The organism is Pseudomonas sp. WS 5503, from assembly GCF_012985385.1.
GTDB classification, from domain to species: Bacteria; Pseudomonadota; Gammaproteobacteria; order Pseudomonadales; family Pseudomonadaceae; genus Aquipseudomonas; species Aquipseudomonas paracarnis.
The window spans coordinates 177,925-201,421 of sequence record NZ_JAAQWI010000003.1; the positions used below are offsets into that span (position 1 = coordinate 177,925).

19 protein-coding genes are annotated in these 23,497 nt (G+C 60.7%); 8 read left to right on the plus strand and 11 right to left on the minus strand.

What is annotated here, in order from left to right; all coding sequences use genetic code 11:
• Positions 1 to 111: 111 nt before the first annotated feature.
• Genes HBO10_RS09945 through rfbB form a run of 7 tightly spaced genes read right to left on the minus strand, consistent with a single transcriptional unit; the run spans position 112 to position 7,181 of the window.
• Positions 112 to 567 carry a thioesterase domain-containing protein gene (locus HBO10_RS09945; RefSeq protein WP_034125508.1) on the minus strand — a complete coding sequence of 152 codons (456 nt, stop codon included), beginning with the start codon at positions 565 to 567 and terminating at the stop codon, positions 112 to 114.
• A 26-nt stretch (positions 568 to 593) separates the two neighbouring features.
• Positions 594 to 1,979, minus strand: coding sequence for a sigma-54 dependent transcriptional regulator (locus tag HBO10_RS09950; RefSeq protein ID WP_034125509.1), 1,386 nt, complete (start codon positions 1,977 to 1,979; stop codon positions 594 to 596).
• Positions 1,976 to 3,784 carry an ATP-binding protein gene (locus HBO10_RS09955; RefSeq protein ID WP_034125510.1) on the minus strand — a complete coding sequence of 603 codons (1,809 nt, stop codon included), beginning with the start codon at positions 3,782 to 3,784 and terminating at the stop codon, positions 1,976 to 1,978. Before HBO10_RS09955 ends, HBO10_RS09950 begins: the two co-directional genes overlap by 4 nt.
• A gap of 34 nt (positions 3,785 to 3,818) precedes the next feature.
• Positions 3,819 to 4,688 (minus strand): dTDP-4-dehydrorhamnose reductase, encoded by an 870-nt coding sequence (rfbD, locus tag HBO10_RS09960; RefSeq protein ID WP_034125511.1) that lies wholly within the window; start codon positions 4,686 to 4,688, stop codon positions 3,819 to 3,821.
• Positions 4,685 to 5,230 carry a dTDP-4-dehydrorhamnose 3,5-epimerase gene (rfbC, locus tag HBO10_RS09965; RefSeq protein WP_034125512.1) on the minus strand — a complete coding sequence of 182 codons (546 nt, stop codon included), beginning with the start codon at positions 5,228 to 5,230 and terminating at the stop codon, positions 4,685 to 4,687. Before rfbC ends, rfbD begins: the two co-directional genes overlap by 4 nt.
• On the minus strand, positions 5,227 to 6,102 hold the full coding sequence (gene rfbA, locus HBO10_RS09970) for a glucose-1-phosphate thymidylyltransferase RfbA (protein ID WP_003187717.1): 876 nt from the start codon (positions 6,100 to 6,102) through the stop codon (positions 5,227 to 5,229). The genes rfbC and rfbA overlap by 4 nt, the downstream gene beginning before the upstream one ends.
• On the minus strand, positions 6,099 to 7,181 hold the full coding sequence (rfbB, locus tag HBO10_RS09975) for a dTDP-glucose 4,6-dehydratase (RefSeq protein ID WP_034125513.1): 1,083 nt from the start codon (positions 7,179 to 7,181) through the stop codon (positions 6,099 to 6,101). The genes rfbA and rfbB overlap by 4 nt, the downstream gene beginning before the upstream one ends.
• 153 nt (positions 7,182 to 7,334) lie before the next feature.
• Here rfbB and HBO10_RS09980 point away from each other — a divergent pair, with 153 nt between their 5' ends.
• The 3 genes from HBO10_RS09980 to HBO10_RS09990 all read left to right on the plus strand — a co-directional run bounded on the left by HBO10_RS09980 (position 7,335) and on the right by HBO10_RS09990 (position 11,923).
• Complete coding sequence (locus HBO10_RS09980) at positions 7,335 to 10,244, plus strand: aminotransferase (protein WP_169921975.1); 2,910 nt, start codon at positions 7,335 to 7,337, stop codon at positions 10,242 to 10,244.
• A 121-nt stretch (positions 10,245 to 10,365) separates the two neighbouring features.
• Positions 10,366 to 11,472, plus strand: a complete 1,107-nt coding sequence (gene aguA, locus HBO10_RS09985; RefSeq protein WP_034125515.1) for an agmatine deiminase — start codon at positions 10,366 to 10,368, stop codon at positions 11,470 to 11,472.
• A gap of 235 nt (positions 11,473 to 11,707) precedes the next feature.
• Positions 11,708 to 11,923: a hypothetical protein gene (locus HBO10_RS09990; protein WP_034125516.1), complete on the plus strand. Its 216-nt coding sequence runs from the start codon at positions 11,708 to 11,710 to the stop codon at positions 11,921 to 11,923.
• Between the two features lie 447 nt (positions 11,924 to 12,370).
• Here HBO10_RS09990 and HBO10_RS09995 read toward each other — a convergent pair whose 3' ends face one another.
• Complete coding sequence (locus tag HBO10_RS09995) at positions 12,371 to 14,446, minus strand: TonB-dependent siderophore receptor (RefSeq protein WP_034125517.1); 2,076 nt, start codon at positions 14,444 to 14,446, stop codon at positions 12,371 to 12,373.
• A 408-nt stretch (positions 14,447 to 14,854) separates the two neighbouring features.
• Here HBO10_RS09995 and HBO10_RS10000 point away from each other — a divergent pair, with 408 nt between their 5' ends.
• A complete protein-coding gene (locus tag HBO10_RS10000) occupies positions 14,855 to 16,141 on the plus strand; it encodes an OprD family porin (protein ID WP_034125518.1) in 1,287 nt (428 codons plus the stop codon).
• Positions 16,142 to 16,223: 82 nt separating this feature from the next.
• Here HBO10_RS10000 and HBO10_RS10005 read toward each other — a convergent pair whose 3' ends face one another.
• The 3 genes from HBO10_RS10005 to HBO10_RS10015 are packed head-to-tail and all read right to left on the minus strand — an operon-like array spanning position 16,224 to position 19,562.
• Entirely contained in the window at positions 16,224 to 17,801 is a 1,578-nt protein-coding gene (locus tag HBO10_RS10005; protein WP_034125519.1) for a M48 family metallopeptidase, read from the minus strand.
• Between the two features lie 14 nt (positions 17,802 to 17,815).
• Positions 17,816 to 18,181: a hypothetical protein gene (locus HBO10_RS10010; protein ID WP_014716500.1), complete on the minus strand. Its 366-nt coding sequence runs from the start codon at positions 18,179 to 18,181 to the stop codon at positions 17,816 to 17,818.
• A 37-nt stretch (positions 18,182 to 18,218) separates the two neighbouring features.
• The gene (locus HBO10_RS10015; protein WP_034125520.1) at positions 18,219 to 19,562 is read right to left on the minus strand and encodes a CHASE2 domain-containing protein; all 1,344 of its coding nucleotides are present in this window, start codon (positions 19,560 to 19,562) and stop codon (positions 18,219 to 18,221) included.
• A gap of 303 nt (positions 19,563 to 19,865) precedes the next feature.
• Between HBO10_RS10015 and HBO10_RS10020 the strand changes: the two genes are divergently transcribed.
• The 4 genes from HBO10_RS10020 to HBO10_RS31280 all read left to right on the plus strand — a co-directional run bounded on the left by HBO10_RS10020 (position 19,866) and on the right by HBO10_RS31280 (position 23,489).
• The gene (locus tag HBO10_RS10020) at positions 19,866 to 20,642 is read left to right on the plus strand and encodes an AraC family transcriptional regulator (protein WP_034125521.1); all 777 of its coding nucleotides are present in this window, start codon (positions 19,866 to 19,868) and stop codon (positions 20,640 to 20,642) included.
• A 104-nt stretch (positions 20,643 to 20,746) separates the two neighbouring features.
• Positions 20,747 to 21,685, plus strand: a complete 939-nt coding sequence (locus tag HBO10_RS10025) for an EamA family transporter (protein ID WP_034125522.1) — start codon at positions 20,747 to 20,749, stop codon at positions 21,683 to 21,685.
• 1 nt (position 21,686) lies between these two features.
• Entirely contained in the window at positions 21,687 to 22,715 is a 1,029-nt protein-coding gene (locus HBO10_RS31275) for a cobalamin-dependent protein (protein ID WP_230633822.1), read from the plus strand.
• A 3-nt stretch (positions 22,716 to 22,718) separates the two neighbouring features.
• Positions 22,719 to 23,489, plus strand: coding sequence for a hypothetical protein (locus tag HBO10_RS31280; protein WP_230633823.1), 771 nt, complete (start codon positions 22,719 to 22,721; stop codon positions 23,487 to 23,489).
• Positions 23,490 to 23,497 lie beyond the last annotated feature (8 nt).

Genomic DNA, 23,497 nt, shown 5'->3' on the forward strand with positions numbered 1-23,497 from the left:
AATGTGGGAGCGGGCTTTCCCGCGATGGCGGAGTGTCAGTCATACAGCTATTGGCTGATCCACCGCTATCGCAGGCAAGCCCGCTCCCACAGTTGTTTTTTGTCATGGCTGCTAGCGATGCAGGACGTATTGGCCGGTAAAGACGACGGCACGCTCTGCACTGCCTTCATTCACAATCCACGTCTCCAGCGCCAACCGCGCCCGCCCATAGCGCTGGTAGGTCGCCACAAAGCGCTTCCAAATCTTTTCATCCGGCGCCGCGCAAATGGCTGTCGCGTCCTGGGTCACCGGCAGCGGGTAGCTGATCTGACCTTCCTGAATCACGATGTGCCCGTCTTCAATCCCGGCTTCACGCAGCTTCAGGTGCAGCCAACCCCAACCCGCCAGCACCGCGCCGCAGTAGAGGCTGCCGCCGAACATGGTGCTCTTGTGGTTGATATTGGCTTGCAAGGGCAGGTGCAGTTGCAGTTGGTCGTGTTGCCAGTCGAGCACCCTGAGGCCCATTTCCCGAGTGAGTGGGATGTCGTGGTGGAGGATGGATTCCAGGTAACGGCTATCACGGCTCATGGCGGCCTCTTTGTAGGTGGACGATGTCATTCGTCATCGGCGCTCTGGCCGGCACTGTCGGCGAAGTTCAGGCCGTGTTTGCGCAGTTTGTCGTGCAAGGTTTTGCGCGGTACGCCCAGGGCTTCGGCGAGGCTGCGCACAGAGCTGTGGGGGCGGGTCAGTTCGGCGGCGATCAGGCTTTTTTCGAACTGTTCGACTTGCTCGCTCAGGCCTCCGGGTGTGGAGGTCAGCACACCGGCCGCGGGGTGGTCCTGGGTGTTATCCAGGGCCAACTCCAGGCCGAGGGCGAAACGCTCCGCGGCGTTTTGCAGTTCCCGCACATTGCCTGGCCAGCTGTGGCGCAGCAACAGCGCGCGCTGGCCCGGTTGCAGTTCGTGCAAGGGCAGGCCGTGGCGGCTGCTGGCCTCGTCGGCGAAGTGCTGGAACAGCATCAGCGCATCTTCGCCCCGTTCTCGTAGCGGGGGGATGCGCAGCGGCGCCACATTGAGGCGGTAATACAAGTCGGCACGGAAGCGGCCCTGGTCGGCGGCCTGGCGCAGGTCTTCCTTGGTGGCGGCGATAATGCGGATATCCAGCGGGATCAACTGATTGCCACCCAGGCGTTCCACGACGCGCTCCTGTAAAAGGCGCAGCAACTTGACCTGTACATCCAGGCTCATGCTTTCAATTTCATCCAGAAACAGCGTGCCGCCATTGGCAAACTCGAACTTGCCGATGCGGCGCTTTTGCGCGCCGGTAAACGCGCCGGGTTCATGGCCGAACAGTTCGCTTTCCACCACCGATTCCGCCAGCGCCCCGGCATTGATCGCCACAAACGGGCCGCTGCGTCGGCTTGAGAGGTCGTGCAGGGCGCGGGCGACGACCTCCTTGCCTGCCCCGGTTTCGCCGAGGATCAGCACATCGGCCTTGGTCGCGGCCAGTGCACCGATTTGCTCGCGCAGGCGCAACATCTGTGGCGAGTGCCCTACCAGGCGCGTACTGAGTTGCTGGCGGTCGCTGAGAGCCAGGCGCAGGCTGCGGTTGTCCAGCACCAGCCGGCGCAGGGCCAGGGCACGGCGCACGCTGTCGAGCAGCGCGTCGCTGGCGAAGGGTTTTTCCAGGAAGTCATAGGCGCCGGCACGCATGGCTTGCACCGCCAGCGGTACGTCGCCGTGGCCGGTGATCAGCAGCACCGGCAGGTCGGGGTCCTGGCCGTGCAGTTCAGCCAGCAGTTCCAGGCCGTCCATGCCGGGCATGCGAATGTCGCTGACCACCACGCCCGGCCAGTCGCGGGACAGGCGTGCGGTGAGCCCGTTGGCTTCTCCCAGGGGCAGGACTTTCAGGCCGGCCAGGTCCAGGGTCTGGCACAGGGCCTGACGCAGGTGTGGATCGTCGTCGATCAATACCACCTGAATCGAGTTGTCGATACTCATACACTGCGGTCCTCGGACGGTTGCAGACTGACGCCCGGCGAGCCGGCGCGCAATTTCAAGGTTAACAGCGCGCCGCCCTCCTTGTGGTTGGCGAACAACAGTTCGCCGCCGAAGGCGCGCATCAGGGTGTCGCAGATCGCCAGGCCCAGGCCCAGGCCCTGGGTGCGCGTCTTGGTGGTGTAGAACGGCTCGCTGGCGCGGCCCAGGGCTTCCATGCAAAAGCCCGGGCCATTGTCGCGAATGTACAGGTTGACGCCCTGGGGCGTGGTTTCGGCACTCAGCCAGAGTCTGCGTGGCGGGCCTTTTTCGGTGAGGGCGTCCAGAGCATTGGCCAGCAAGTTACCCAGCACCTGGCGCAGACGGGTTTCACCGGCCTGCACCCACAAGGTCGCCTCTGGCAAGTCGCGAATCAACTCCACCTCCATCGAACGCCGACGCTTGGCCAGTAATGCCAGGGCGTCATCCAGTGCCGGTTGCAGGGCCACGCTCTCCGGCGCGTGACGGTCACGGCGGGCGAAGGCACGCAAGTGGGCGATGATCGAGGCCATGCGCCCGGTCAATTCACTGATCAGCTTGAGGTTGCCGCGGGCATCGTTGGTGCGCTCATGGTCGAGCAGGATCTCGGCGTTTTCGGCATAGCTGCGAATCGCCGCCAGTGGCTGATTCAATTCATGGCTGATACTCGCCGACATGGTGCCCAGCGCCGAGAGTTTACCGGCCTGGACCAGATCATCCTGGGCGCGCACCAGTTCTTGCTGGGCATGCTCGCGCTCCAGCACTTCCTGTTTAAGGCGCCGGTTAAGGCCCTCCAGGTCGCTGGTACGCTCGGCCACGCGCATTTCCAACTCGCGGCGGGCCTTGGCTTCGAAGGCGATGCGTTCCAGATAGTGCCGGCGGCGCTGCATCAGCAACCCCAGCAACAGCATCAGCACCAACAACGTGGCACCGCCCACGGCGACGACCGTGCGCACCGGACGGTTGATCAGCGAACGCGGCGCGAGGATTTCCACGTTCCAGCCGGTCTCGGCGATAGCCGTGGACTGGCGCAGCCAAGCGCTGCTGCTGAGGCTCAACGGCTGCGGGTCGCGGGTGGGGTAGGGCTGGATAGCAATGATGGCCTGGCGTTCTTCGGCGGTCAGTGGCCGCGTGGCGCGGAATCGCCATTGCGGGCGCGAAGTGAGGATCACCACGCCGTTGTGGTCGGTGACCAGCAATTGTTCCGGGGTATTGCCCCACAGGCTTTCGGTGTGGTCCAGGTCGACCTTCACCACCAGCACGCCGATGATGGTATCGCCGTCACGCACCGCGGCGGCGAAGAAGTAGCCGCGCTTGGCCGAGGTGGTGCCCAGGCCGAAGAACCGTCCGAGGCGCCCGGCCATGGCTTCGCTGAAATACGGACGGAAGGAAAAGTTGCGCCCCACAAAGCTGTCTTGCTTGTCCCAGTTGGAAGCGGCGAGGGTCTTGCCGGTGGTGTCCATCAGATACATCACCTCTACCCCGGCCTGGGCGGCGACGTCCTTGAGCAACTGGTTGGCATTGACCAGGTGGGTGCTGACGTGGGGCGCGCCCAATGCAGTGCGCAGGGCCGGTAAGTCCCCGAGGATCTGCGGCAGTATTTCGTAGCGATGCAGGGTGCCCAGCAAGTTAGCGACGTAGAGGTCGAGGGTCTGGCGGTTTTGCCCGGCCAGCTCGCTGCGGTAATAGCGCTCGGCCAAATGCTCCAGCGGCCACAACAGCGGTGCCAGGCACAGAGCCAGCAGGGCGAGGCTGCGCCAGCGGGGTCTTCGCGGAAGGGGTGGGGTCATGGAAGTCGCGCCTGTGGGTACAGGCGCATTATGCCTAGTGCTGCTGTGCAAGACACTCGTGCAATGCGTCTTGCCACTGTGGCTGGCTGACGTGCCATTGCTGTTGCAGGCGAGTGCAGTCCAGGCGCGAGTTCAGCGGGCGCTTGGCGGGGGTCGGGTAGGCGCTGGAAGGGATCGGCTCCAGCTCGGCGCAGGCCTTGCCCTCGGCGAGCAGTTGCTCGCCAATGGCTTGGGCAAAGCCGAACCATGAAGTCTCACCCTGGGCAGTGAGGTGGTAAACACCCCAATCCCCTGCCTTACCGGCCTGCCACTGCTCGATCAGCACGCGGGTGCTGTTGGCGATAGTCCCGGCCCAGGTCGGTGCACCGAACTGGTCGGCCACGATGCGCATCTGCGGTTTTTCCTGCAGGAGGCGCTGCATGGTCAGCAGGAAGTTCTTGCCGTGGCTCGAATAGACCCAACTGGTGCGCAAGATCAGGTACTCGCCGCCTGCAGCCGCAATCGCCTGCTCGCCCGCCAGCTTGCTCTGGCCGTAGACACCCAATGGGTTCGGCGTGTCGCTTTCGGTGTACGGGGCAGGTTTGGTGCCGTCGAACACGTAGTCGGTCGAGTAGTGAATCAGCGGGATACCCAACGCCTTGGCCTCTTCGGCGAGGATTCCGGGGGCGATGGCATTGATGGCGAACGCAGCGTCCGGCTCGCTCTCGGCCAGATCGACGGCGGTGTGGGCCGCCGCGTTGATGATCAGGCCAGGGCGATGGATGCGCACTTGCTGGCGGATAAGGTCTGCGTCTGCCAGGTCAAGCTGGTCGCGGCCCAGGACGAGGAGTTCGCCCAGGCCCTTGAGCCGCTGTTGCAGCTCCTGGGAGACTTGGCCGTGTTGGCCGGTGATGAGGATTTTCATGGGAACAAGTCAGCTTCCATCAGCAGTTTGCCGACCTGATCCTTGGCGGAGAGTTGCGGCGGTTCGGCCAGCTCCCAGTCGATGGCCAGCGTCGGATCATTCCAGAGAATGCTGCGCTCGGCGCTTGGCTGGTAGTAGTCGGTGGTTTTGTACAGGAACTCTGCGTACTCACTCAACACCACGAAGCCATGGGCGAAGCCTTCTGGCACCCAGAGTTGGCGATGGTTCTGTGCCGACAAGCGGACACCCACCCACTGGCCAAAGTTGGGTGAGCTGCGACGGATGTCGACCGCCACATCCAACACTTCACCGTAGGTGACACGCACCAGCTTGCCTTGAGTGTGTTCAAGCTGATAGTGCAAACCTCGCAGCACGCCTTTTTGCGAGCGTGAGTGATTGTCCTGCACGAAATTACGCTTGAGCCCGGTGGCCATTTCAAAGGCGCGCGCATTGAAACTTTCGTAGAAGAAACCGCGTTCGTCGCCGAATACCTTTGGCTCGAGGATCAGTACGCCGGGTAGTGTGGTTTCAACTACATTCACTGGGTCTCTCCGGCAAGCGAGTAGAGGTATTGGCCGTAGCCGGTCTTGCCAAAGTACTTGGCGCGCTCCAGCAGATAATCACGATCGATCCAGCCATTTTCATAGGCGATCTCTTCCAGGCATGCCACTTTCAAGCCCTGGCGGTGCTCGATGGTCTGAACGTAGGTCGAGGCTTCCAGCAGGCTGTCATGGGTGCCGGTGTCGAGCCAGGCGAACCCACGGCCGAAGCGTTCAACGTGAAGATCGCCACGCTGAAGGTAGGCATTGTTGACGTCGGTGATCTCCAGCTCGCCGCGTGGCGAAGGCTTGACCGCCTTGGCGATCTTGATCACGTCGTTGTCGTAGAAGTACAGGCCGGTCACGGCATACGGTGACTTGGGCTTTGCCGGTTTTTCTTCGATGGAAAGGGCGCGGCCCTCTTTATCGAAATCAATCACACCGAAGCGCTCCGGGTCTTTCACCCAATAGCCGAAAACAGTAGCGCCCGAGGAGCGCTCGGCTGCGGTGCGTAACTGATCGCCAAAATGCTGGCCGTGGAAGATGTTGTCCCCCAGAATCAGGCACACCGCGTCATCACCGATGAACTCTTCGCCAATGATAAATGCTTGAGCCAGCCCGTCCGGGGAAGGCTGTTCGGCATACGTGAAACGCACGCCAAACTGGCTGCCGTCTCCCAGCAGGTTTCGGTACTGCGGTAGGTCTACCGGAGTGGAGATCACCAGAATGTCCTTGATGCCTGCGAGCATCAGCACGGATATCGGGTAGTAGATCATCGGCTTGTCATACACCGGCAACAGCTGTTTGGACACTCCCAACGTAATGGGGTGTAGGCGAGTGCCGGAGCCGCCAGCCAATACAATTCCCTTCATCATGCGATTAGATCCTTCAAGTCGGTGTTGCCCAATCGTTCTCCCTGATAACTGCCGTCCTGGACCCTGCTGCACCATTCCAGATTATCGAGGTACCACTGTACGGTTTTGCGCAGGCCGGTCTCGAAGGTTTCTTCCGGGACCCAGCCCAGTTCGCGTTCGATCTTGCTGGCGTCGATGGCGTAGCGTTGGTCGTGGCCTGGGCGATCCTTGACGAAGGTGATCAGGTCAGTGAATTTCTCCACACCGGCTGGGCGTTGCGGCGCCAGTTCTTCCAGCAGGGCGCAGATGCCACGTACCACGTCGATGTTCTTCTGTTCGTTGTGGCCGCCGATATTGTAGGTTTCGCCCACAACCCCAGTGGTGACCACTGTGAGCAGCGCACGGGCATGATCCTCGACGAACAGCCAGTCACGCACCTGCAGACCATCGCCATACACCGGCAGTGGCTTGCCCGCCAGGGCGTTGAGAATCACCAGCGGGATCAATTTTTCGGGGAAATGGAACGGCCCGTAATTGTTCGAGCAGTTGGTCAACAGCACCGGCAGGCCATAGGTGCGCTGCCAGGCGCGTACCAGGTGGTCGGACGCTGCCTTGCTCGCGGAATACGGCGAGCTCGGTGCGTAAGGCGTGGTCTCGGTGAAGAGGTCGTCCACGCCGTGCAGGTCGCCATACACCTCATCAGTGGAGATGTGGTGGAAACGGAATGCGCCTTTTGCCGGCTCTGCCAGCTTCTGCCAATAGGCTCGCGTGGCTTCCAGCAGGCTGTAGGTGCCAACGATGTTGGTCTGGATAAAATCCGACGGGCCGTCAATGGAGCGGTCGACATGGGACTCGGCCGCCAAGTGCATGATCGCATCGGGTTCGAAGCGTGCGAGCAAGGCGCTGACGGTGGCCTGGTCGATGATATCGGCCTGGACAAACTCATAGCGGCTGTTGGACGCGATGCTGGTCAGCGACTCGAGGTTGCCGGCGTAAGTCAGCTTGTCCAGGTTGAGCACCTCGTGCTCGGTGTGCTGGATCAGGTGGCGGATCAGGGCTGAGCCGATAAAGCCAGCGCCGCCAGTAACGAGAATGCGCATATCGGAGGGCCCTTTCCTTAGATAGACATTATGCGGATGAAGCATAGCTTGAGTGGTGCGAGCCGGGTGGTGCAAGCGCTGTATTACTGGGGGGTTGCCTTGTGCCCCTGAACAATGGCGATATAGACGCCTGAAAAAACAAAGGTCGTCACAATGTCGTTAGCCACGTTGACCCACCGTGCCAGCTTGTCTTGCCCACAAGTAACCCCCGAGCAAGCAGCATGCCTGCTCGAGCGGCACTATGGTATGGCGGGCAAATTACACTCATTGGGCAGTCAGCAAGACCTCAACTATCGAATTGACAGCACGCGGGGCCGCTTCGTTCTGAAAATCTGCCGGGGTGACTACGCCGCGGTTGAACTTCAAGCCCAACACGCAGCGCTCAACAGCCTGGGCGCGCATGCCGGCCTGCGTGTTCCCAAGGTCATCCAGACCTTGGCGGGTGAGGAGTTGCTGACGGTCAACGTCGATGACCAAACCCTGCACCTGCGGCTACTGGACTACATCGACGGCCAGCCCCTGACGCATTTACCCCACCTGAGCCGCACCGTGATCGAAGGCTTTGGTGAGCTGTGCGGGCAGATGAGCCTCGCGCTGGCAGGTTTCGAGCACCCTGGCCTGGAGCGCACCCTGCAATGGGACCCGCGCCACGCGCAAGCATTGATCACCCACCTGCTGGCAACCTTGCCCGACCTGCCGCAGCGTGCTGCTTTGGAGCAGGTGGCCAGGCAGGTCGAGGCGCATGTCCAGCCGTTGGCGGCACACCTGCCTTGGCAAGCAGTGCACATGGACATCACCGACGACAACGTGATGTGGCAGCGTGATGCCCAGCCGCACTGGCGCATACAAGGCGTGATCGATTTCGGCGATCTGGTGCACACCTGGCGAATTGCCGACCTGTCGGTGACCTGCGCGGCGTTGTTGCACCATACCGACGGTGATCCGTTTGCCCTCTTGCCGGCGATCCAGGCCTGCCACGCGGTCACGCCGTTGCAGCGTGAAGAGCTGGAGGTGTTGTGGCCGTTGATCGTCGCTCGCGCGGCGGTGTTGGTGCTCAGCAGTGAGCAGCAGCAACGCCTGGACCCGGACAACGTTTATCTAAAGAAAAACGCCGAACACGAGTGGGAAATCTTCCATATCGCCACGTCGGTGCCCTTCGAACTCATGCAAGCGGCTATTCTGCGCAGCGTCGGCAAAACATTACCGCCCGTCGCCAACCAAGACTTCGCGCCTTTATTGCCAGGCTTGGTGGGCCGCGAGTTTGCGCTGATCGACCTGGGCGTACTCAGCCCGCATTTCGAGGCTGGCAATTGGGAGACTCCCGGCATCGATCGGCGTTTGCTGGATCAAGCGGCGACGGTGCATGGGCTGGCGGCCAGTCGTTATGGGCAATACCGCTTGTCGCGCACCCGCCCCAACAGTGCGCTAGAGCCCGAGACCTTCCCCCTGCATGTCGAACTACATCTGCCCCACGGCACGGTGCTGGAAGCACCCTTTGCGGGAATGCTGCGCGAAGGTACCGACGGCTTGCTGTGTTTGCACGACAGCGGCCTGAGCCTGCGCTTGTGGGGCGTGCGCACATCACTCAAGCCGGGCGCAACCTTGGTCAAAGGGCAGGTGCTGGGCGAGGTTCATGCGCCGTTGACTGTGCAGTTGTGCCGCGCCGACCTTGAGCCACCGCTGTTCTGCACACCTTCCCGGGCGTTGGCGTGGCAGGCGTTGTGCCCGTCACCCGCAGCGCTGTTGGGCCTGGCCTGTGATGCGGAGCCGGAACTGGACCCAGAAGCCCTGCTGGCCAGGCGTGATGCCAGCTTTGCCCGCTCCCAGAAGCACTACTACGCCGACCCACCGCGTATCGAGCGCGGCTGGCGTAACCACCTGATCGATATGCAGGGCCGATCGTACCTCGACATGCTCAACAACGTGGCCGTGCTGGGCCATGGCCACCCGCGCATGGCTGAAGTGGCGGCTCGGCAGTGGTCGTTGCTCAACACCAACTCGCGGTTTCACTACGCGGCGGTTGCCGAGTTCTCCGAGCGCCTGCTGGCGTTGGCGCCGGAGGGCATGGACCGGGTGTTCCTGGTCAACAGCGGCACCGAGGCCAATGACCTGGCGATTCGTTTGGCCCGGGCCTACAGCGGCGGGCGCGACATGCTCAGTGTGCTGGAGGCCTATCACGGCTGGTCGGTGGCGGCGGATGCCGTGTCCACGTCGATTGCCGATAACCCCCAGGCCTTGAGCAGCCGCCCGGATTGGGTACACCCCGTGACCGCGCCCAATACCTACCGCGGTGAATTCCGCGGGCCGGACAGCGCGTCGGACTATGTACGAAGCGTGGAGCATAACCTGGCGAAAATCGCCGCGAGCCAGCGTCAATTAGCCGGGTTCATCTGTGAGCCGGTGTACGGCAATGCCGGCGGCATCTCCCTGCCACCGGGTTACCTGCAACAGGTGTATGGCCTGGTCCGTGCCCAGGGAGGCGTGTGCATCGCCGATGAAGTGCAGGTGGGTTACGGCCGCATGGGGCATTTCTTCTGGGGGTTTGAACAGCAAGGTGTGGTGCCTGACATCATCACCATGGCCAAAGGCATGGGCAACGGCCAGCCGTTGGGTGCAGTGATCACCCGCCGAGAAATTGCCGAGGCGCTGGAAGCCGAGGGTTACTTCTTCTCCTCATCAGGAGGCAGTCCGGTCAGTTGCCGGATCGGTATGGCGGTGCTGGATGTGATGGAAGAGGAAAAGCTGTGGGCAAACGCCCAACTGGTAGGTGGGCATTTCAAGGCACGGTTGGAGGAATTGATCGATCACCATCCACTCGTCGGTGCCGTGCACGGTTCGGGCTTCTATCTGGGCCTTGAACTGGTGCGCGATCGCCAGACCCTCGAACCTGCGACTGCAGAAACCGCCTTGTTGTGTGACCGGCTGCGGGAGCTGGGGATTTTCATGCAGCCTACCGGTGATTATCTGAATATCCTCAAAATCAAGCCACCGATGGTGACGTCCAGACGCAGCGTGGACTTCTTTGTAGACATGCTGTCGAAAGTGCTGGATGAGCAACTGTGATTTATCGATTGTTATCGGCTATTTTTTGCAGGCGCGAGCACCTATCATGTTTTTAGTCTGTTAAAGCCGATTTTTATCCATTATAAAGTTGTCCTTCACCCCATTCGGAGCCCTGATCGCCATGACCACCTTGCACAGCACACCTCGCGCCGATGGCTTTCACATGCCTGCCGAATGGGCGCCCCAGACCCAGACCTGGATGATCTGGCCCGAGCGCCCAGACAACTGGCGCCTGGGCGGTAAGCCTGCTCAGGCGGCCCATGTGGCGGTGGCCAAGGCCATCGCACGTTTTGAGCCGGTGACCGTCGCGGTCTCCGCCAGCCAGTACGAAAACGCCCGTGCCCGCCTGGACGTACCCAATATCCGCCTGGTGGAAATGTCCAATGACGACGCCTGGGTTCGCGACACCGGCCCCACTTTCGTGATCAACGGCAGTGGAGAAGTACGGGGTGTGAACTGGGACTTCAACGCCTGGGGTGGTTTTGACGGCGGCCTGTATGCACCGTGGAACCGCGATTCACAGGTGGGAGGCAAGATCCTCGAGATGGAGCGCGCACCGCGTTACCGCACTGAAGGCTTTGTGCTTGAAGGCGGTTCGATTCATGTCGACGGCGAAGGCACCCTGATCACTACCGAAGAATGTCTGTTGAACCGCAACCGCAACCCGCACCTTGATCGTGCGGCCATTGAGGCGGTGCTCAGCGATAACCTGGCGGTAGACAAGATCATCTGGTTGCCGGATGGCCTGTTCAACGACGAAACCGACGGCCATGTGGATAACTTCTGCTGCTACGTGCGCCCGGGCGAAGTGCTGTTGGCCTGGACCGATGACCCGCAAGACCCGAACTACCCACGCTGCCACGCAGCCATGGACGTGCTGCAAAGCAGCACCGATGCCCAGGGCCGCTCGTTCATCGTGCATAAAATGCCGATTCCGGGTCCGCTGTATGCCACTGAGGAGGAATGCGCCGGGGTAGACCTGGTTGACGGTAGCCAGGAGCGTAATCCGACCGTGCGGTTGGCCGGTTCCTACGTCAACTTCCTGATCGTCAATGGCGGCATCATCGCGCCGAGTTTCGATGACCCGTTGGACGATCAGGCCAAGCAAATCCTGCAGAACCTGTTCCCACAACATGAAGTGGTGATGGTGCCGGGCCGCGAATTGTTACTGGGTGGGGGCAATATCCATTGCCTGACCCAACAGCAGCCAGCTCCGCAGCGAAAGTGAGTGCAGTTGTAACAGCGCCTTGATGGCGCACGAGCACCGCGCGTTTGCAGTGTTCCCCGCAAGCCCGCGACCCAGCCCGGTCGCGGGCTTTTTCATGCCTGCATGCCGGTGAACAGGGCACATTGGCATAGCTCTTGTATCGCTGTGGTTACAGTAGCCCAAGGGGGATGACCGTGCAGTTCTGTCACAAACCTTGAGTAAGTTAGCCGCTCACGCAGCAGGAGAGAGCGCTGAAATGAATGCCGATGTCCACCTGATGAACACGCATACGTTCCACCCTTTGCGGGTCGACGCAGACGCCATCCATGCGTTGGCCCTTTGGTTGAAGGCGAACGGCTCGCCACAGGTCAGGCAATTGCCTGATTTGCGCAGCGTGATGAGTGAGCGCTACCCGGTGGGGTTGTTCACGGAGGACGAAGTGCAGGCGTTGTGCGAGTTGATGAGCAACTAAAGAACACCTGAAACCGACTGTGGGAGCTGGCTTGCCTGCGATGGCGGTGGTTCAGTTGAAGATTGGGGGACTGGCACACCGCTATCGCGGGCAAGCCCGCTTCCACAGGGATCTGCGCCAGGCGCTGATTTTTTGGACAATATCTAACCAGCGTGGGAGCTGGCTTGCCTGCGATGGCGGTGGCTCAGTTGAAGATTGGCTGACTGGCACACCGCTTTCGCGGGCAAGCCCCCCACAGGGATCTGCGCCAGGCGCTGATTTTTTGGACAATATCTAACCAGTGTGGGAGCTGGCTTGCCTGCGATGGCGGTGGCTCAGTTGAAGATTGGCTGACTGGCACACCGCTATCGCGAGCAAGCCCGCTCCCACAGGGATCTGCGCCAGGCGCTGATGTTGTGGGCAATACCTAACCAGTGTGGGAACAGGCTTTGGTTCCCATGAGGTGTGTCAGAAGCTGTAGGTACCGGTGACTACCAGGCTTCGCGGCTCGCCTGGTTGAATCTGCGCCGCACTGGTCGCCGAGGCGTAGTAGTTTTTATCAGCGATATTGTTCAGTGCTGCCCGCACGTCCCATTCTTTCTGACGGAACCCGGCCAGCGCGTCCCAGCGACCATAACCAGGCAACACCACGGTGTTGAGGTTGTCGGCGTAACGATCGCCGACCAGGGTCAAACCGGTTTCCGCGTACCAGCCCATCTCCGGCTTCCAGGTGATGAACAGGCTGGCGTTGCGCTTGGCCACGTCGCTGATCCGTTTGCCCTCAAACCCGTTGTTGTCCTTCTCGACCTTGGCATCTTGCAGGCCTACGCCGCCGCGCACATACCAGTTGTCGACGATCTTGCCGGTGGCGGTCAGCTCCACGCCGCGTGAGCGTTGTTCGCCGGTGAGCAGGGTAATGGTACGGTCCAGCGGGTCGCTGGTGCGGCGGTTGTAGAGTTCCAGCTCGTACACAGCCAGGGTGGTGCTCAGGCGCTCATCGAACCAGTCGCTCTTCACGCCGATTTCTTTTTGCTTGGTCAACTCCGGGCTCAGGTCGTTGACGTTGCCGGTGGCGTTCGGCGTGATGCCGATCAGGCCGCCGCCTGCTGGGGTGAAAGTCTTGCTCCACGAGGCGTAGAACGAGTGGTGCTCCAGGGGCGTCCACACCAGGCCGACGCGCGGGCTGGTGCTGTGGCTTTTCACGTTCTGTTGAATGTCGAGCAGCTTGTTGGTGGTGTCCACTTCGAAGCGGTCGTAACGCAGCCCGCCCAGCAGTTGCCACTGGTCATTCAGGCGCAGTTGGTCCTGTATATAGAGGGCGCGGCTTTCGACTTCGGTGTGGTTGTTACTCGACAGTCGCATGCTCCCGGTGTGGCTCAGGCGGCGATTGGGTTGGTTGAGGTCCAGGCTCGGCACTGTCTTGCCATCGCGAGCGGAGTACAGCTTCGGATCGCGGCGCTGGCTACCCAGCTCAATACCGGTGAGCAGGCGGTGTTCCAGGCCAAAGGTGTCGAAACCGCCTTCCAGCTCCAGGTTGTTGAACACGTTGCGGGTGGTCAGGTCCTGCTGCCAGTGTTGGCGGCTGACGGTGTTGGTTTTCGGGTCATAGCCGGTCTGGTAGGTATTGTCGAAATCGCTGTCGAGCTTGAACACGCCGAGGGTGTGGCGCAGTTGCCAGTCGGCGTTGAGCTCGTAGGCGAGTCTGGAACGCAGCGACTGGGACTTATCGTCGATGTAATCGCCGTGATCAAAGTAAGTGGTGCTGCGGCTCACATCCGCCGGGCGCCCGTTGACACCAGGAATGCCACGGTCTGGGGTGCGGTTGTAGCGGCTGTATTCGTATTGCACCAGCCAGTTCAGCTCTGGAGTGAGCTGCCAGCTCATCGACGGCGCGAACAACTGGCGGTTGCCGCTGACGCCATCGCGAAAGCTGTTGTTGTCCTGGTTGCCCATGTTCAGGCGCAGGCTGATGTTATCGGTGGGGTCGGTACTCAGGTCGGCATACAGGCTGCGCAAATCGTTGCTGCCGCCTTGGGCTTCGATGCTGGACTTTTGCCCCGGGGTGGGCATTTTGCTCACCCGGTTGACGATGCCGCCCTGGCCGCCTCGCCCGTAAAGCACGGCGGCCGGTCCCTTGAGCACTTCGATACGCTCGATGTTATGCAGGTCACGTACGTACTGGCTGTCGTCGCGAATGCCATCCAGATAGAAGTCATTGCTGGCGTCGAAACCGCGTATGCGCAGGCTGTCGAAGCGTGTATCGGCGCCGCTGCTGACGTTGGGGATACCGCTCAATGCCTGGCCCAGGTCGTTGGTGCCATAGGAGCGCAGGCTTTCGGTTTTGACTGAGTCGATCGCCTGGGGCACATAGCGAACAGCCGTCGCGGTGCGTGTGGCCGTGCTGGTCTCTTTGACCCGTGGGTCGTCTTCGTCTGCTTCCACGCTGATCGAGGTTTCGGGCAGGACCGTGGCCGCACCGGCAAAACCAGCAGACAGCAGGACAGAGAGCCCAAGGGAGAGGGGCGTCAGGCGAGGGGCAGGCATGGGAGTGTATCCAAATGACATGGCAGGAAAATTGTGCGCGAATAGTAATGCTTTGCATTTGCGCGTGTTATCTATTCCCTAACGCATTGCATGCGGATTTGTTACTTAATGTGTTTCCAAGGGCTGATCAAGGTGTTTTCAACGCTTTCATCCCGCCGCTTTAGCCCGCCGCTTAGACGAATATCGCCTAAATACAGACGATTCACGAAATTGACACATAGTTCAACGCCCGCATAGGATTGCGCCCAACGCCTGTGGCTAACCACCATGACTAAATCCAATAAAAAAAGGCCCGCGGCAGTTCAGTCGTCCGCGGGCCTTCTTTTTGCTGGCAAGGTCGACACCAGAAAAGCAACAGGAGCCTGGTGTCACAGCGCGTACTCAACCCGTAATAAGGAATATAAGAAAATGTTGAAGCAACGGATGAGTCTGATCGCTCTGGGGATTTTGAGCGCATCGACAGCAATGGCAAACGACCAGGAGCAATCCAAGGGTTTCGTTGAAGACAGCCACCTGAACATCGCAGCACGTAACGCCTACATCAGCCGTGACTACAAAAACGGCAAGCAGGACAAAGCTGAATGGGGCCAAGGCTTCATCGGCAAGTTCGAGTCCGGCTTCACCCAAGGCACTGTCGGTGTGGGTGTGGATGTGATTGGCCAATACGCTATCCGCCTGGATGGTGGTAAAGGTCGCAGCGGCGCTGGCGGTATCGACTTCTTCAAGCAAGGTGACAGCGGAGAAGCCGCCAACGACCTGGCCAAAGGCGGCGCAGCCGTCAAGGCGCGTATCTCCAACACCGTGATCAAATACGGTCAGCAGATGCCGGCCGTGCCGGTCCTGCAATACGACAACTCGCGTCTGCTGTCGGAAACCTACGAGGGCACCTCGATCGTTTCCAAAGAAATTGCCGGCCTGCAACTGGATGCTGGTCACTTCACCAAGGAAGCTCGCAAGAGCGCCGAGGGCAGCGACAGCGGCCGTTTGAAGAGCATCAACTACATCGGTGGTAGCTACAAATTCACCGAAAGCCTGTCGGCTGCTTTGTACGCCTCCGACATGCAGGACGTGCTGAAGAAGCAATACGTCAACGTCAACTACGTGCTGGCCCTGCCAGAACAACAGTCGCTGACATTTGACTTCAATGGCTACAAAACCAAGCTGGACCGCAGCTTCGCCCTGGAAAACCAAGGTGATGCGGACGCTCGCGACAACAAGATCTGGAGCCTGGGCGCTACCTGGGCCGTTGGCGCGCACAGCTTCACCCTCGCTCACCAGCGCAGCACCGGTGACACCGGCTACCTGTACGGTGGCTACCGCAACGCTGGCGGCATTGGCGACGGCGGCAATACCATCCTGCTGGCCAACTCCTACTGGTCCGACTTCAACGGCAAGGACGAGCGCTCCTGGCAAGCAGGTTATGGCATCGACTTCGCCACCTTCGGCGTACCGGGCCTGACCTACAACATTGCCTACGTGCGCGGCACCAACATCGACGACGGCACTGGCCGTGGCGATGGCACCGAGCGTGAAATCTGGAACCAGTTCAAGTATGTGGTACAGAGCGGCCCAGCCAAAGACCTGAGCCTGCGTGCCCGTGCCTCGTGGTTGCGCGTTTCCAACAACGCCAGCAACTACAACGTAGGCGGTAACGAAATCCGTCTGTTCGCCGACTACCCGATCAACGTTTTCTAATTGATCGAATGTCGTGCCTGATGCCAGGCGATAAAAAAACCCCGACTGGTTCGGGGTTTTTTATTGTCCGCTCGCGGGGGCGTCAGGCTTTGACCGGTGCGAGCTTTTTGCAGTTCTCTTTGCGCGTCGGGTACTGCTCGCATTTGCGCAGTACGCTTTGCACCTGCTGCGCATTCTGCAGTTGCTGGTTGGCCAACAGCTTCTCGGTAATAAACAGTTCTTCCGACCCCAGGTTGCGTTCTGCCTTGTCGATCATCGCCAGGGCCGATTGCCCGTCACCGCGTTTGAGGTGGTAGCTGATCATCAAGTCATAGGTGGAAGGCCCTGCCAGGGACCAGTCCTTGATCGCCTGCAACTCTTTCACCGCTTCGCTGTTTTTGCCCTGGGCCAGGCGCACGGTATAGGCGGTGCGCCGAATGCTCGGCTGGTCTTTTACCGGCGAGGCCAGAGCCTTGCGGATGAAAGCGTCAGCCTGCGGCACCTTGTTTTTCTCCAGGGCATCAATTGCGAAGTACGCGTCTTTATAGCCCTGCAAAGCCTTCGCCACCTGGGGCGTATTCTTCATTTTCGACCAGCTTTGCGGGTTGACCCGGGCGCGGCGTTCCTGGCGATACTCGCGTTGCAAGTACTGGCGCAGCTCGGTGTCGCGGTCCATCGCCGACATATGTGAGCGGTTGAAGTATTGGCTGGTCGCGGTGATGCCGGTGGTCAAGCCATCCTTGACCAGCACGTCCAGCTCTTTGGTGAACTGGTTGAGATTGAACTGCTGCAGCGAATCCTGCATGGCATTCTTGCGCGCCGTGAGGAACCCCGTGAGCAAGGGCTTCTGCTTGCCCTGGAAGTCGTTGAGGCGCTCCAGACTATGGGTGGCGGCTCGCGGCGCGTAACCGGCACGGATCATCAAGTCGGTGCCCAGCAAGTCGGCCTGGTCTTCCTGGCTGCGGCCCCAGGCGGTGCTCCATACCTGATCGGAAAAGGTATTGGCCAGGGCGGTATACAGCACGGTGTTGCCGATGGTCTTCTGGGTGCCGGCTGGGTCTTTACTGAACAGTTTCATCGTACCGGAGCTGCGGTCCACGCCCGTATCGGCAGCCATGGTGGCCAAGGCGACCGTGGAGGCGACGGTGGTAAACATGTCTTTCTGCTGCTGGAAAGCGGCCATGCGGTCATGGTGATGCAGCAATACGTGGCTCATTTCATGGCCCAGCATCGCGGCGATTTCGTCTTCGCTGGCGACGTTGTCCAGCATGCCCAGCGGCACGAACAGGTTGCCGTAGGGGTCTGCCGACGGCCCGAAGCCATAGCTGTCGGTGATCTTCACCTGCAGCGGCGGCAACTCCCCCGGCCAGCCCTTGGACAAGCGCGTGACGATGCCCTGCAAGTAGCCTTGCAGCATCGGGATATCCACCAGGTTCTGCTGGCGCGCTTCAGCGGCCGGTACCGCACGCCCGTCGTAGCTCAAACGCTGCTGGCTCTGGCGCTGTGGGTCGAGCTTGTAATACTGGCGTACGTCGCTGTTATCCACGTAATGGCCCTGAACCCGGGACTGGGTCGAGGGCCCCACCAGGTTCATAAACGCCTGGTCTGCGCCTTTCAAGGTGGCGCAACCGCTGAGCACCGAACTGGCCAACAGGCTGGCTGCTACTAGATATCCCTTCACCGCAACGCTCCTTTTTATTGATTGCAGCCGGCACCAAAACCGATGGTGGAGTTGTTGCGGCTGTCCTTGGCCTGGCTTTTGGTCAGGCCCTGGCAGGGCAGGTCGACGACGTTCAGCGGGGGCTCGATGCGCAAATCCATGGTGTCCAGCCACACCTTCTGGCCTGCCAGTTCTACCTGCACCAGATCCAGTGCCTGGTTGTACTGCAACACCGGCAGGGGCTGGGTGGGCGCGTCCTTTTTCGCCAGCTCACGTTGTTGCTTGCCCTGCTCGTCCAGCACTGTCACCGGGTCGGCGAGGAACGCCTTGATACTGTGGGTTTCTGCCCAGGCGCCCTGGGTGAAGAGGGCGGCGAGCAAGACGATGAGGCTTCTGTTCATCCTTGGTTTCCTTGAGTCAGATAGCAGAGCGGTGCACTCAGCGATCGCGGTCGAAGAAGGCTTCGATCCGCTCGCTGAACAGCACCAACGACAGCAACACAATGCCCAGTACGTTGACCGGGGTGATGTCATTGAGGCTCAGCAACACACTGACCCCCGCCAACATCGACATCACCAACAGCCACGACGGGCACGGCGAGGTAAAAAACCAGATTTCCTGGCGCCGCCACCGGCTCCAGGGGCGATGGCCCGCCAGGCGACGTGCGTGCAGCGCCTTGAGCACGGCGATCAACGCCAGCAGCCCGAGCTCCAGCAGGTCCAGCCAATTGAACGGCAGGTGGGGGAAATTGGCCGGTTCATGGTCGTAGTCCATGCCCGCATTGATCAGGTTGTCCAGCGCCATGGCGTGCAGGTAAACGCCAGGGAGTTGGCCGTGTACCGGCGACTCCACCAAGTCCCCGGTGGAAGCGATATTGGCGCCCACCAACACCAGGCGGTCGCGCAGTAAGTCGGCGACCAGTGCCTGGTCATCGGGGTCGCTGACCTCCAGGTCACTGGCCGACAACGTCAGCGTATAAGGGCAGCGCGCCTGGGCCGAGTCGTCGAGCTTCCAGAACACCGCCTGAAATAACTGCGCCACCCCATCCAGCAAAAAATGCCGTGCCGGCGCGCAGTGGCGGATATCGGCAATACGTGCCTGTTCGGGCGCCAGCTTCAGCCCCCACTGCACCGCGATGGGCTGGCGCTGCGCAGCGGCTTGCACATCCACCGGCGGCTGCTTGCAGTGCTGCGTGGCACAGAACACTCGATACAGCGACAGGGCGGGAGTTTCCATCAGCCCTGCCTGTGTGCGCATCGCCAGTGGATACTTGTCATCCACCCCTTCCCATACAACCAGCGCCGGCTGGCTCACCTGCATGAACGGCGCCAGCGTATTCGCCTGGCCCGCCTCTGCGCGAGTCAACCCAGTATTGGCCAGCCACAACGGGATGCCTTGGCGTTGATAACGCTCAAACACATTCGCCAGCAACTGGCTGCCCCGCGTCGGGTCGCCAAACGAGTGGTCGTGGCTATAAAGCAAATCCACAAACACCGCCTGGGGCTTGTACGCCAGCAAGCGCTTGAACAACTTGCTCTGCTCGCCATAGGGCATGGGCCACGAACTGTTATTGCGCATCAGGTAGGCATCATCGATCAACACCACCGCCACCCGCTGCTGCCCAAGGCTCGGGTAGTGACTGGCGAACATACGATTGAGCCACTGCGCCGACGCCTTGTCGCTGGAACTGGCCAGGCCGAAAGGATCAAGAATCGCCAGCAACACGATGATGACCGCCAGCCAATAGCGGCGGTATTTGAACAGCGGGGGTTTGGACAACATCCATGTCTCGATAAAAACGCAAGCAAGGCGGGGTTTTTAACGGAGTGGGGAGGGGGTGTCAATTGGAAAAGTGGCTATGTGCCATATCGCTATGGGCGCATGGGTCGTCATTCGTAAAAAGCCCTGGCCTATCCAGGCCAGGGCTTCGCGCTGTGGGCGCCGGGCTTGCCCGCGATGAAATCAGCCCGCGTCCCGCACGAGTTCTTGCCGATGACTCGTCGCATCTCCCCTGAGCGCTCGCGGGAGTGGCACCGGGTTCTCTGACTCAGGCATGATGTGAACCTGAGCCAACGGAGAGGCGCTATGGGCAGTCACGATAACCCAGCGGTTTCACTGGCCCTTCGTTCGTATTCGGGCCAAGTCGAATTGCACGATCACGACTTTCATCAGCTCGTGCTGCCGCAGTCCGGCTCCATGGACATCGAAGTCGACGGTCGGGCCGGCAAGGTCGACTGGAGTCAGGGCGTGGTAATTCCTGCCGGTGCTCGCCATGCGTTTCTGGCGCAAAAGGCCAATATCTTTCTGGTACTCGACGTGCCGGCCACGACGTTCGGCGGGCCCAAGAATCTCGACCTGTCGACCAGACTCCAGGCCGACAAACGCTTTTTCCCAGTAGGCCCGGAAATCCGCCATTTACTCGAATACGCCAGCCGCAGCGCGCCCTTGCTGACCAGTTCACCTCAGGTGGCGGAGTCCTGGAGTACTTTGCTGCTGTCTTCGCTGACGCTGCCGCCCGGAATCATCCCTGAGCATGGTCAGTTCACCCTGGCACGGGCACTCGCTTACATCGAAAGCCATCTGGACAGCCGGCTTAGCGCCACCGAGATTGCATGGGTGGCAGGCACCAGCGAGCGGCAACTCTACGTGCTGTTCGCTCGGCATTTGAATAGCACGCCTTTTGCGCATATCGCCACCTTGCGTCTCAACCGTGCCATCGACTTGCTGTGCGAAACCGCGCTGTCGATCACCGAGATCGCCCACCGCGTCGGTTATGCCGATCAAAGTGCACTCACCCACGCCCTGAAAAAGAACCGCGACCTGACGCCGGCCACGGTGCGACGAAGTTCGCGGGTAAGGTGAATCCGGCAGGCCTGAACAAATCTTCAGCAGTGCTCATCAATACCCGCCCGGCCGGACCTTTCTATGATTGCCCCACCGACAAGGATAAATCAGACGGGGCGTAGATGACCGAAGTGACGCGCATTGCCAAAACACAGGTGTCTGTCAGAGCCGCAGCCTCGGCCACAGCCATCGGCGTGATCGCGGTGTTCCTGTGGTCATGCCTGGCGTTGCTGACCAGCCTCACCGAAGGCATTCCACCCTTCCAACTGCTGACCCTGAGTTTTGCCGTCGCGTTTGTAGCGAGCCTGTGCATCCTTGGCCGCAACGGCATGGCGGGGTTTCGCAGCTGGCGTCAGCCCTGGTCGGTATGGGCGGTCGGTTTTCTAGGGATATTCGCCTACCACGCGCTGTATTTTTTCGCCCTCAAGGCTGCCCCGGTTGCCGAGGCGAGCCTGATTGCCTACCTGTGGCCACTGTTGATTGTGCTGCTCTCGGCCTTCAGCGCGGGGGAACGGCTGCGCAAACGCCAGTTACTCGGCGCGCTGCTGGGGTTGGCCGGTACGGCGTTCATCATGCAACAGCGCGCCTCGGATGAAGCCGCCGCCATGCCGGTAGCCGGCTACCTGGCCGCCTTCGCCTGCGCGCTGGTCTGGTCGTCCTATTCGGTGATCAACCGCCGTTTCAGTGACGTGCCAAGCAGCATCATTGGTGGCATCTGTGGCCTCGTCGCAGTGGCCGGCCTGGTCTGCCATCTGGCGTTTGAAACCGCGGTCATTCCAAGCGCCGGGCAATGGGCGGCCATCGTCGGCCTTGGCCTGGGGCCGGTGGGCCTGGCGTTTTTCGCCTGGGACCACGCCACCAAGCACGGCAGCCTGGCGATGCTCGGCGCTCTCTCCTATCTGGCCCCCCTGATCTCGACCCTGCTGCTGGTGGCCATAGGGCAAAGCCATGCCAGCCCGATCCTGATTATTCCCACACTGCTGATTATCGTTGGCGCTGTTATCGCCACCTCGAAAACAGGCCAGCCCAACGCCGACATCACTGTTGTAAAGGAGCTTTGAGATGGACCTGATTGCCTCTGAAGGCGCCACAAGAATTGAACGCGACCTGCCACGATTCAGCGTGGCGCCCACTCGTCCTGCGCTCCAGCATCTGGGACTACCGTCATTGAAGTCCAGCCGCAGCGGCATTCGCCGCCGCGCAAATGGCGAAGCGCCACGTGTGTTGCTGTTCGTGCCGCCTTACACGCGGCTGATTGAGCCGGTACCGCTGGGCAGCGCATTTGCCGACATCGGCATCGACACGTTCGAAGTAATGAAACGCGCCGGCACGCCCATTGGCCTGTTGCGCATCGCCACGGTGGCCAAGCGCGCCGGCTACGAGGTGCAGATCGTCGACGCGCCATTCGCCGGCTGGTCCCAGGAAAACACTCTGGTGAACGTCGATCAGGGCCATTTGGTCCGCTATGGCCTCACCGATGTGCAAATGCGCAAGATCATCGAAGATGCACAACCGGACATCGTCGGCATCCAGTGCAACTACACCGTGCAATGGGGCAACGCCCGGGCGCTGGCCGACCTGGTGAAATCCATCGATCCAAATTTGCTGCTGGTGACGGGCGGTGCCCATTCCAGCGGTGACTGGCAGAATGCCTTGCTGGACTCGCCTTTCGATTTCACCCTGATCAACGAAGCGGATCGCGCCTTCACGCTGCTGCTCGACGCGGTCACCCATGAAGGCGGCAATGTCGACGCGGTGCCGGGCATCGCCTATCGCAGCTACAGTGGCCAACTAGTTCGACCGACGCGCAAATCCAGCTACTTGAGCATTGTCCCGGCCCGGCAGGATCTGGATGAGCGGCTGGGCGTCATGCCGTTGCCGGATTTCAGTTTCCTGAACATGAACAACTACTTGCAGCCCTATCATTCCTCCGGTGCGCGGGTGCGCAAGACCGGCGCCTGGGCGCAGATCTTTTCCACCATAGGCTGCAACGTCAATTGCAACTTCTGCTATATCCCCAAAATCAACGGCCCCTGGCGGGCATTGGGGCTGGACTGGTTCGACCTGCATCTGGCGGATTTGGTCAAATAAGGCGTGACCGAAGTGTTGATCGAAGACGATCACTTGATGCATGACCCGCTGTACGCTATGGAGGTCGGCAAGCTGTTGAAGAAACACCATTTGCCGTGGGTCGAGGAAGGTGGGCTGAGCCTGTTCAATCTGGTGCTGCTGCACAAGGGCGAGCGATTTCTGGCGGAACTTGATGAGCAGGAACTCAAAAGCCCGCACTACCGCAACGTCATCGCTGCCATTCGCGGCGGTCTCACGGCGAAGACGTTTATCCGTTCAATCGCCGACAACGGTTGCTACAACATTTACCTTGCGGTGGAGAGCGCCAACGAAGAGAGCCTGGTGAACTCCAACAAGTCGCGTTTCAACGCGATTCAGCAGGCAACCTTTGAGATCATCCAGATGTTTACCGAGTGCGGAATTCAGGTGACGGGCGGCTTCATGCTCGGCTTCGTCAACCCGCCGGCCTCGGCTGCCGAACAGCCGTTCATCGAAAGCCTGGGGCAAATCGGTAATACCATTGATTATGCCGTCAGCCTTATGGGCGCAGGCATGGCCTACGCCAACCCGTTTATCGTGACCCCGATTCCGGGCACCGAGATGTGGGCATACCAACAGCAGTATGTGGTCCGTCACTACGACAATGGCTGGTCTCACGAAAAAGCCACCATGGCCACCGAGCAATGGAGTGCCGAGGACATCGAAAAAGCCCGTATGGAATTGCTGGTACGCGCCAATGGTGCTGATCGGGTGCGGGAAATGGTGCGGCGCGGAACGTGGCCAGTGGATGTCTGATTTTTTAC

Bases quoted from the DNA above. Each gene is read 5' to 3' on its own strand.
- HBO10_RS10025 (WP_034125522.1), top strand. From the start codon at position 20,747: ATGACCGAAGTGACGCGCATTGCCAAAACACAGGTGTCTGTCAGAGCC.
- rfbD (WP_034125511.1), bottom strand. From the start codon at position 4,688: ATGAAAATCCTCATCACCGGCCAACACGGCCAAGTCTCCCAGGAGCTG.
- HBO10_RS10000 (WP_034125518.1), top strand. From the start codon at position 14,855: ATGTTGAAGCAACGGATGAGTCTGATCGCTCTGGGGATTTTGAGCGCA.
- HBO10_RS09955 (WP_034125510.1), bottom strand. From the start codon at position 3,784: ATGACCCCACCCCTTCCGCGAAGACCCCGCTGGCGCAGCCTCGCCCTG.
- HBO10_RS10015 (WP_034125520.1), bottom strand. From the start codon at position 19,562: ATGTTGTCCAAACCCCCGCTGTTCAAATACCGCCGCTATTGGCTGGCG.
- aguA (WP_034125515.1), top strand. From the start codon at position 10,366: ATGACCACCTTGCACAGCACACCTCGCGCCGATGGCTTTCACATGCCT.
- HBO10_RS10020 (WP_034125521.1), top strand. From the start codon at position 19,866: ATGGGCAGTCACGATAACCCAGCGGTTTCACTGGCCCTTCGTTCGTAT.
- HBO10_RS09950 (WP_034125509.1), bottom strand. From the start codon at position 1,979: ATGAGTATCGACAACTCGATTCAGGTGGTATTGATCGACGACGATCCA.
- rfbA (WP_003187717.1), bottom strand. From the start codon at position 6,102: ATGATGAAGGGAATTGTATTGGCTGGCGGCTCCGGCACTCGCCTACAC.
- HBO10_RS31275 (WP_230633822.1), top strand. From the start codon at position 21,687: ATGGACCTGATTGCCTCTGAAGGCGCCACAAGAATTGAACGCGACCTG.
- HBO10_RS09980 (WP_169921975.1), top strand. From the start codon at position 7,335: ATGTCGTTAGCCACGTTGACCCACCGTGCCAGCTTGTCTTGCCCACAA.
- HBO10_RS10010 (WP_014716500.1), bottom strand. From the start codon at position 18,181: ATGAACAGAAGCCTCATCGTCTTGCTCGCCGCCCTCTTCACCCAGGGC.
- HBO10_RS09995 (WP_034125517.1), bottom strand. From the start codon at position 14,446: ATGCCTGCCCCTCGCCTGACGCCCCTCTCCCTTGGGCTCTCTGTCCTG.
- HBO10_RS09945 (WP_034125508.1), bottom strand. From the start codon at position 567: ATGAGCCGTGATAGCCGTTACCTGGAATCCATCCTCCACCACGACATC.
- rfbB (WP_034125513.1), bottom strand. From the start codon at position 7,181: ATGCGCATTCTCGTTACTGGCGGCGCTGGCTTTATCGGCTCAGCCCTG.
- HBO10_RS09990 (WP_034125516.1), top strand. From the start codon at position 11,708: ATGAATGCCGATGTCCACCTGATGAACACGCATACGTTCCACCCTTTG.